The organism is Bergeriella denitrificans NBRC 102155, from assembly GCF_001592185.1.
GTDB lineage: Bacteria > Pseudomonadota > Gammaproteobacteria > Burkholderiales > Neisseriaceae > Neisseria > Neisseria denitrificans.
This window is the reverse complement of the sequence record NZ_BCWL01000121.1, coordinates 1-6,521: the sequence shown is the minus strand read 5'-3', so window position 1 is coordinate 6,521 and position 6,521 is coordinate 1. Positions and strand designations below refer to the sequence as shown.

The 6,521-nt window shown below is 57.0% G+C and carries 10 protein-coding genes; all 10 read right to left on the bottom strand.

Annotated features, from left to right (window positions below):
* Positions 1 to 148: 148 nt before the first annotated feature.
* Positions 149 to 640, bottom strand: coding sequence for a phage virion morphogenesis protein (locus BDE01S_RS07230; protein ID WP_066079439.1), 492 nt, complete (start codon positions 638 to 640; stop codon positions 149 to 151).
* A 1-nt stretch (position 641) separates the two neighbouring features.
* Positions 642 to 1,547, bottom strand: a complete 906-nt coding sequence (locus BDE01S_RS07225; protein ID WP_066079436.1) for a phage head morphogenesis protein — start codon at positions 1,545 to 1,547, stop codon at positions 642 to 644.
* Complete coding sequence (locus BDE01S_RS07220) at positions 1,544 to 3,049, bottom strand: DUF935 domain-containing protein (protein WP_066079432.1); 1,506 nt, start codon at positions 3,047 to 3,049, stop codon at positions 1,544 to 1,546. Before BDE01S_RS07220 ends, BDE01S_RS07225 begins: the two co-directional genes overlap by 4 nt.
* A gap of 172 nt (positions 3,050 to 3,221) precedes the next feature.
* Positions 3,222 to 4,523, bottom strand: coding sequence for a terminase large subunit domain-containing protein (locus tag BDE01S_RS07215; RefSeq protein WP_066079429.1), 1,302 nt, complete (start codon positions 4,521 to 4,523; stop codon positions 3,222 to 3,224).
* A complete protein-coding gene (locus tag BDE01S_RS07210; protein ID WP_066079426.1) occupies positions 4,520 to 5,065 on the bottom strand; it encodes a DUF3486 family protein in 546 nt (181 codons plus the stop codon). The genes BDE01S_RS07215 and BDE01S_RS07210 overlap by 4 nt, the downstream gene beginning before the upstream one ends.
* 1 nt (position 5,066) lies before the next feature.
* Complete coding sequence (locus tag BDE01S_RS07205) at positions 5,067 to 5,384, bottom strand: hypothetical protein (RefSeq protein WP_066079422.1); 318 nt, start codon at positions 5,382 to 5,384, stop codon at positions 5,067 to 5,069.
* Positions 5,377 to 5,703, bottom strand: coding sequence for a TrbJ/VirB5 family protein (locus tag BDE01S_RS07200; RefSeq protein WP_066079419.1), 327 nt, complete (start codon positions 5,701 to 5,703; stop codon positions 5,377 to 5,379). The genes BDE01S_RS07205 and BDE01S_RS07200 overlap by 8 nt, the downstream gene beginning before the upstream one ends.
* Positions 5,703 to 5,912 (bottom strand): TraR/DksA family transcriptional regulator, encoded by a 210-nt coding sequence (locus tag BDE01S_RS07195; protein WP_066079416.1) that lies wholly within the window; start codon positions 5,910 to 5,912, stop codon positions 5,703 to 5,705. Before BDE01S_RS07195 ends, BDE01S_RS07200 begins: the two co-directional genes overlap by 1 nt.
* Entirely contained in the window at positions 5,909 to 6,082 is a 174-nt protein-coding gene (locus BDE01S_RS11695; RefSeq protein ID WP_162842978.1) for a hypothetical protein, read from the bottom strand. The genes BDE01S_RS07195 and BDE01S_RS11695 overlap by 4 nt, the downstream gene beginning before the upstream one ends.
* Before the next feature lie 19 nt (positions 6,083 to 6,101).
* Positions 6,102 to 6,500: a hypothetical protein gene (locus tag BDE01S_RS07190; RefSeq protein WP_066079412.1), complete on the bottom strand. Its 399-nt coding sequence runs from the start codon at positions 6,498 to 6,500 to the stop codon at positions 6,102 to 6,104.
* Positions 6,501 to 6,521 lie beyond the last annotated feature (21 nt).

The following is a 6,521-nucleotide window of genomic DNA, read 5'->3' as shown; positions in this document are numbered from 1 at the left end:
GTGAAACCCATTGAGATAAATATATAGGGGTCTGTGAGATAAATGGGATAAAGGGGTATTTGGGTGGATGACGTGGGATGGGGAAATTGCAACGCTGTTGCATATAGTGCAACAAAATGGAACGGGCGGATTTGCCCGTTTTTTGTTTTTAAACATCCTTCGAAAGTGAGTTAAGGGCGATGTCGAGCAGGCGTTGTTCGGCTCCGGTTTGGAGTTGGCCGTCTCCGTTGATGGGGAGATATGGCCGGGCGGGTATATCCACCTGTTTGACTTTTCTGAACCCTTTGCCCACAGGCACCATCAGATACGGTTTATTTTTGGCTTTTACCGTGCCGCCCATGTGGTGGATGGCGGCATAGGGTTTGTTGCTGCCGATACGGGCGAAGCCGTTGCCGGTTTGGGTGCTGATACTGGCGGCCAGTTGGCCGTCTTTTTGCAGGGTTTTGCCACCTTCTGCTGCTGCGCGGCGGCTTTGTTTCCATTTTGTCCCGCCCCAGCTTTCGCTGTCAAAGTTGTCCTCGGTCAGGCTGGCCATTTCGGCGGCGAGTCCGCGCATCATGGGGCGGGTGTCGGTGGCGTTTTTGAGGAGTTGGCTCAAACCGTGTTCGAGTTTGTCTGCGTCCAGACTGATTTCAATCATTTCAACCTCTCAACAATTCGGTTACCCAAGCCAATGCACCTGCGCTCAGGCTGCTTTTAAAACGTTCGTTTTTCATCATTTCTTTCAACGCGACCCGGGCGATGTCGGGATGAACGGCTTGGGCTTTGTCGACAGCGACCTGCGCCATGCGGCTGAGCATGGTTTTACCCTGATTGGCATTGAAACCGGCATTGGGTGCGACGAACTGCCTGCCGATACGGATACCGGTGCGTCGGGCGTGGCGTTGTTCGCCGGTAAAGCGGTTTTCGCCGATGTCCACAGTAATGGTTTCGAGTTCGGGAGCGGGCAGCACTTTGTCTCGGCCGCGTTCGGCGGATAGAGGGCGCACGCGGCAGCGGCAGCGGTAATCCAGCGGCGGATAAAGGCTGTCCCACACGGGGTCATCCGCGCGATACACCCTGCCGTGCAGCAGGCGGTGGGTTTCGCGGGTGCGGCTGTCGTTGACGGCAATATATTCCCAGTAGGGATGGGTATCCGCTGCTTCTTTCATTTGAACATACCGGCCTGCCATATAGGCCGACTGCATATTGGTCAGATAGATGGTTTTTAAGCGGTGTGGGCTACCGAGCATGGCCGTCTGAAATTCGCCTGTTTCGGGGTTCGGTACTTCTTGCCGTCCCCACCAGCCTTTTTGCTGCAAGACGGGCGTGAGTTCTTGGCTGAATTGTTCCAATGTCCGACCTGTTTCGGCGGCTTTGACAACTGCACTATATATGTCGTTGGCCACATCCATGCCCGCGGTTTTGGCAACGGTGAATGCGGTGGCATGCGCGTCGTCCAGCATATCCTGCCAATCCCACGATACCGCTACGCCTTTCTGTCTCAGGTAGGCGACGGCGGCTTCGGGCTGCATACCGAATACGGCTTTGATGTCTTCGGGATTCATCGTGCCAGCTCCTCGGCGGCTTCAATCCTGCCGACCATTTCGGACAAAAAAATCAGCCGCGCCAACTCTTCCTGCAAGGCGGTGTCGTCCATATTCGGGTAGGCCGCCGCCAAGCGGTCGAGCAGGTTTTCGGCGGTTTCGCCCTGCTGCAAATCGGCCATCAATGCGGCGGTCAGGGCTTGGCTCTGCGCGTTCAGACGGCCTGCATCGGGAGTAAGTGTGTCGATGACCATGCCTGCATCGGCGAAGTGTTCCGTTTCGGCAAAATCCAAAGGCGTTGCGGTTTTCAGGCCGTCCGAATGCTCCGGCGTTTCCACATTTCCCACCACGGCAATGTCTTCATCACTCAGATTATAGGCACGCTTCCAATAGCTTTCGCTCAGGCGCACGCCGCAGGCGGTGAGGATTTGGTCGCGTTCGGCCTGCTCTTTGCCGCCTTCGGATTCTTCAAACAAGACGAACTTAGGCCGCACCTCGTCCGTGCCGAAATTCAGGTCGCACACCCAGCCGATCAGTTCGTTCAGACAACTTTCGACAATGCGGCAGTCGCTGTCGCGGATGTCTTGGGTCACTTCCAAGCCCGCCGTCGCGCTGGCGTGGTTGGTGTCTTTTTCGGTGGTTTGGTCTTGGCCGAGCAGCGCGATGGCGATTTCGGAACGGCAGTAGCGGATAAAGCGGTCGTACACGTCCGCACTGCCCTGTTTGCCGGCGGCTTCTTTGATTTCGACGCTGGAATCGTTCGGAATGCTGGCCACAGCGTTGCCGATAAGCTGTTCGAGTGCGTCCAAGAGTTTGTCGGTATCGGCAGGTGTGTTGCTGCGCGGTTCTTTGCCGATAATCCACGGTGCGCCGAATTTCTCGGCGAACTCCGCCCAGAATTTCAAACCGCCGCGCTTGAACACGGTCGGCCAATACACGCTGGCCAAGTCGCCCGTGCCGTAGGGGTTGGTATAGCTGGCGTTTTGCGTGGGGCAAAGGAATTTATAGTCGGGCAGCGGCTCGTTGCCGTCTGAAAAATAGCGGCTGAAATGCAGACGGCCTTCGTCGTCGAAATGAAACCACTCCTGCGGCTTGGCTTCGATTTCGGACGGCAGCCACAGCTTATCCTGCCGCCATACCACTTCAATCGGCTGGTAACCGAACAATGCGGCATCAAGGATTTGGTTGATGAGGCGGTATAAATCCAAACCGTCAAACAGCGCGGCCACCGCTTCGGCGGTTTTGGGGGCAACGCTGTCATCGTCCAGCCGCCAGTCCATGCCCGCCACGGCGGCTTTGCGGCGGCGTACATGGCCGGCGACAATCGGGTCGGACAGCAGTTCGCGATAGACAGCGATGTCTTTATCGAGTTTTTTTAACACGGGGTCGGGATTGGGCAGCCAGCCGCCGAAGCCGCCTACGCCCATAAAGCGTTGTGCGGCGGCGATATGGGCGGTAAGGTTGTCGGCATTGAGGGCGACTTTGCCGGCGGGGGTTTTGAGTTTGAAATGGGGCTTTTTCATTTGCAGACGGCCTCAATATCGAATCATTGTTTTACGGATTTTGCCGCAGACACGGCAGCGTTGAATAAAGCATCGTGCGGTCGGCAAACGGTCTTTTTCGTTTTCAAATACGCTGACTTGGTCGATTAGCTCGAATGTGTGCAATCCGAATAAGGAATGGAACAGTCTCATCTTAATATCCTCCGGTCAGACGGCTTCTGCGCCGTACATTGCGGCTGGTAACGCGCACCGGGCCGGTATCTTCATGCGCCGCGTTCAATGCCAAGAAACACGCCCATGTGCGGTCGGCGTGGCCGTTGGCATCGCTTTCGGCCACAAAACGCGGTGCGCCGGTGGCGGAGGTGGTTTTTTGCAGCTTGTGCAAATCGGTGCGCAGCTCTTGGTTAATCGGAATGCGGATTTTTTTGTCTTCAAACGCTTCTTTACCGATGGAGGCCATCGCCAGCTTGGAAGCGGAGGTAAACAGCACGCCTTCCACGCGGCTTTCGCCGTGCCGCCGCTGCGCGTCTTCGACGGGCTTTTCGCCCATGCCGGTTTTATCCATGCAGCAGCGGATGACGCGGTAGCGGTCGAACACATCGTCCAGTAATGCGTCCTGCTCGGCAAAGCTCGCACGGCGGCGGGTAATCAGTTCGCGCGTCCACAGCACATCGCCGACTTGCTCCAACACCCACACGACAAATAAATCGTTGCGGATGCCGATGTCCGCGCCGACAAAGCACGGGTTGCCGCCGTAGTATTCGGGCAGCCCCGCCTGTTCGTGTTCCACGCCGTGAATCAAATCATAAGAGAGCCAAGCCGATGCTTCGTCCAGCCATTGCAGCTCGAATTCCTGCGCCCATGCGTCGGGGTCGTTCAGACCGGCTTTGAGTTGTGCGGTGTCGCGCGGCAGGCCGTCTGCAACGGCTTGGTAAATGTCGACGATGTGGCGGCTCCACTCTTTATTTTTATCATCGGTAACGAGTTCGTAGAATTTGTTGCCCTTGCCGTTGGGCGTGGACACCACGCGCAGCTTCCAGCCTGCGGAAATCACCGGAAACAGGGCTTTCCAAATCTCGCGGCTGTCTTTGTGGAAGGCGAATTCGTCCAAAAACACATTGGCGGAGAAGCCGCGGGCGGTGTCGGGATTGGCGGGCAGCGCGGTGATTTTGCTGCCGCCGGGCAGCACCACTTCCAGCGCGTTGGTGGCGGCATCAAACGGTACTTGCAAAATCTCGCAGGCCATGCCTGCCGCTTCCAAATGGCGTTTCACGCCTTCGTTCATCGCTTCTTTGGCCTGCCGCTCGCCGCGCGACAGAATCACCCAGCGCGTGCGTTTGCCCTGCGCTTCCGCCTCCAAGCAGTCCAACACGATTTCCAGCGTGGTGGTAAAGGTTTTACCCGTCTGACGGGCAAACATCCCCACCTTGAAACGGCTGTCGTCCGCCAGCCATTTCTTTTGGTAGGGATAGAGGGTTAAGGCGGGCGAAGTCATGAGAACACTCCGTACACTTCCTGCCGGATGCGTTTGAGCGTGTCCGCATCCAAACCGCTGCCCTGTTTGGCGGATTCGGCTTCCAGTTCGGCGAATTTGCGTGCCATTTTGTCTTGCAGGGCCGTCTGAAACTGTTTCAAACGGGTGGTGGCGGAAATCAGCGGGGCGATGTTTTTGGCGGTCGCCGCCATCATGCCCAGCCGCTCGGCGGCTTCCATATCGTTTTGTTCGCCCACTTCCACCAGCGCGTTGAACAATTCGTCCTGAATCATCGCCGTAAGGGCGGCAGAAAGTTTGTTGTCGTCATCGGCGGCTTTTTCCGCCAACAGCCGCGCCGCTTCGGTGCTGGCTTTGATGGATTTGAACCGCTTTTCTACTTTCTGCCCGTAGCGGTGCGCCGCCGAGCGGCTGATTTCGTAGCCCTGCGCCTGCAACCATCCGGCCAAAGCCTGATAATCGGCAAAACCGTTTTCCACCAGCTTTCGTTCAAACTCGTGGCGCACGGCTTCGGGCAGCTGTTCGACTGTACTTCTGCGTGCCATATCAAGCCCACACTTTCTCGGGTCGGGCGATGCCGGGGCGGCATTCGACCGTGTATTCGGCGATGTCCACGCCCAAGCTGGTCAAGTCGGCAAACCATAAGCCGTGCGGCGTTTTGCTCACGTCCACCAGCTTGCGGTCGGCCAGATAGTCGAGCTGCTGGCGCAATTCCAGCGCGGTGGTTTGCGGGTAAATCGCATTCATGATGTCGAGCAGAAAGGTTTCCGCCGTGGTGTGCGGACGGGCTTTGTTCAGTGTATTAAGAATCTGCCAGCGCATGCCTTCGCGCCGCTGCTTGGCCATCAATTCTTCGCTAATCATTTTTTTGGCTCTCCATCTTGTAAATCTCGGTCAGCTTCTCGCTGATTTTGTCGATTTTGGCTTCCAGCACCACTTGGTTGCGGATGTAGTCTTCGCGCAAAACATAGGTCATCGGCAAGGCTGCGGAAAACTCGCCAAGCGTCCGCTCCATCTGCTCCACTTTGCTCTGCAGGCGTTCGTACTGCTTCTGCCGCTCAGCCTGCTGCGCCTGAAACTGAGCCAGCAGCATTTTGCCGAATCCCCAGCAGACGCCCAGAAACGAGAGCAGGAAGCCGACCAACTGCCAAAACTCAATACTGATAAAGGTTTTATTGTCCATTACGGCCACCCGCGTTCGAAATATTCCTGACACAGCACGCAGCGGGTGCAGCCCCGGACGGCCTGCCGCCGCGCTTCGGGAATGGTATCGCCGCAGTCTTCGCATTCGTACGTGCTCGCGTCCACGGTTTCAAACCGCCTGGCCTTATAGAGGGCTTCGGCCAAAAAGACGGCTTCGTTTTCAGCGGCTTTGTCGATAATGTCGGTCATTTGCTGTTCTCTTGCTCATACCACGCCTGCCAGCCGGAAACCTGATATTCCAGCTTCTGCACATACGCTCCGAGGCGTACGGCGTGGTCTAACAGTTGTTGGGGTGAGCCGCCGCCCAGACGCTCGGGGCGTTCGTGAACGAGCAGCAGCTCGGAAGATACCGGCGGCATTTCCGCCTTTTCGATTACCTTAATCGGCGTGGCCGAGGGCGCGGTTGTAGAGGCGCACGCTGTCAGAGCCAATGCCGTTAAAACCGCCGCCGTCTTTTTGTACCGTTTCATCAATCTGTTTCTCCAATTGCGCCGCTTGGCGGTCGATTTCTTGGTAGGCCGCCGCCAGATCACGGCTTTGCTGTTGGGCAAAGTCCATCCACTTTTGCTTTTCGGCGGCGGCTTCGGCGAGCTTGGCCGCGTATTGCTGCTCGGCAGCCAGAGCCGAAGCCTGATAAGTGGCGATGATTTCGGCTTTATCGGCATCCGCCTGTTTTGCCGCAGCCTGATAACCGCAGAAATACAGAGCCGACACCGCCGCCACCAGCAGCAAAGTTGAAATCAAGGTTTGCCACACCGGGCTAAGCGTTTTCCACATCGTCTTTACCTTTGTTGATTT

Bases quoted from the DNA above. Each gene is read 5' to 3' on its own strand.
- BDE01S_RS07230 (WP_066079439.1), bottom strand. From the start codon at position 640: ATGATTGAAATCAGTCTGGACGCAGACAAACTCGAACACGGTTTGAGC.
- BDE01S_RS07225 (WP_066079436.1), bottom strand. From the start codon at position 1,547: ATGAATCCCGAAGACATCAAAGCCGTATTCGGTATGCAGCCCGAAGCC.
- BDE01S_RS07220 (WP_066079432.1), bottom strand. From the start codon at position 3,049: ATGAAAAAGCCCCATTTCAAACTCAAAACCCCCGCCGGCAAAGTCGCC.
- BDE01S_RS07215 (WP_066079429.1), bottom strand. From the start codon at position 4,523: ATGACTTCGCCCGCCTTAACCCTCTATCCCTACCAAAAGAAATGGCTG.
- BDE01S_RS07210 (WP_066079426.1), bottom strand. From the start codon at position 5,065: ATGGCACGCAGAAGTACAGTCGAACAGCTGCCCGAAGCCGTGCGCCAC.
- BDE01S_RS07205 (WP_066079422.1), bottom strand. From the start codon at position 5,384: ATGATTAGCGAAGAATTGATGGCCAAGCAGCGGCGCGAAGGCATGCGC.
- BDE01S_RS07200 (WP_066079419.1), bottom strand. From the start codon at position 5,703: ATGGACAATAAAACCTTTATCAGTATTGAGTTTTGGCAGTTGGTCGGC.
- BDE01S_RS07195 (WP_066079416.1), bottom strand. From the start codon at position 5,912: ATGACCGACATTATCGACAAAGCCGCTGAAAACGAAGCCGTCTTTTTG.
- BDE01S_RS11695 (WP_162842978.1), bottom strand. From the start codon at position 6,082: ATGCCGCCGGTATCTTCCGAGCTGCTGCTCGTTCACGAACGCCCCGAG.
- BDE01S_RS07190 (WP_066079412.1), bottom strand. From the start codon at position 6,500: ATGTGGAAAACGCTTAGCCCGGTGTGGCAAACCTTGATTTCAACTTTG.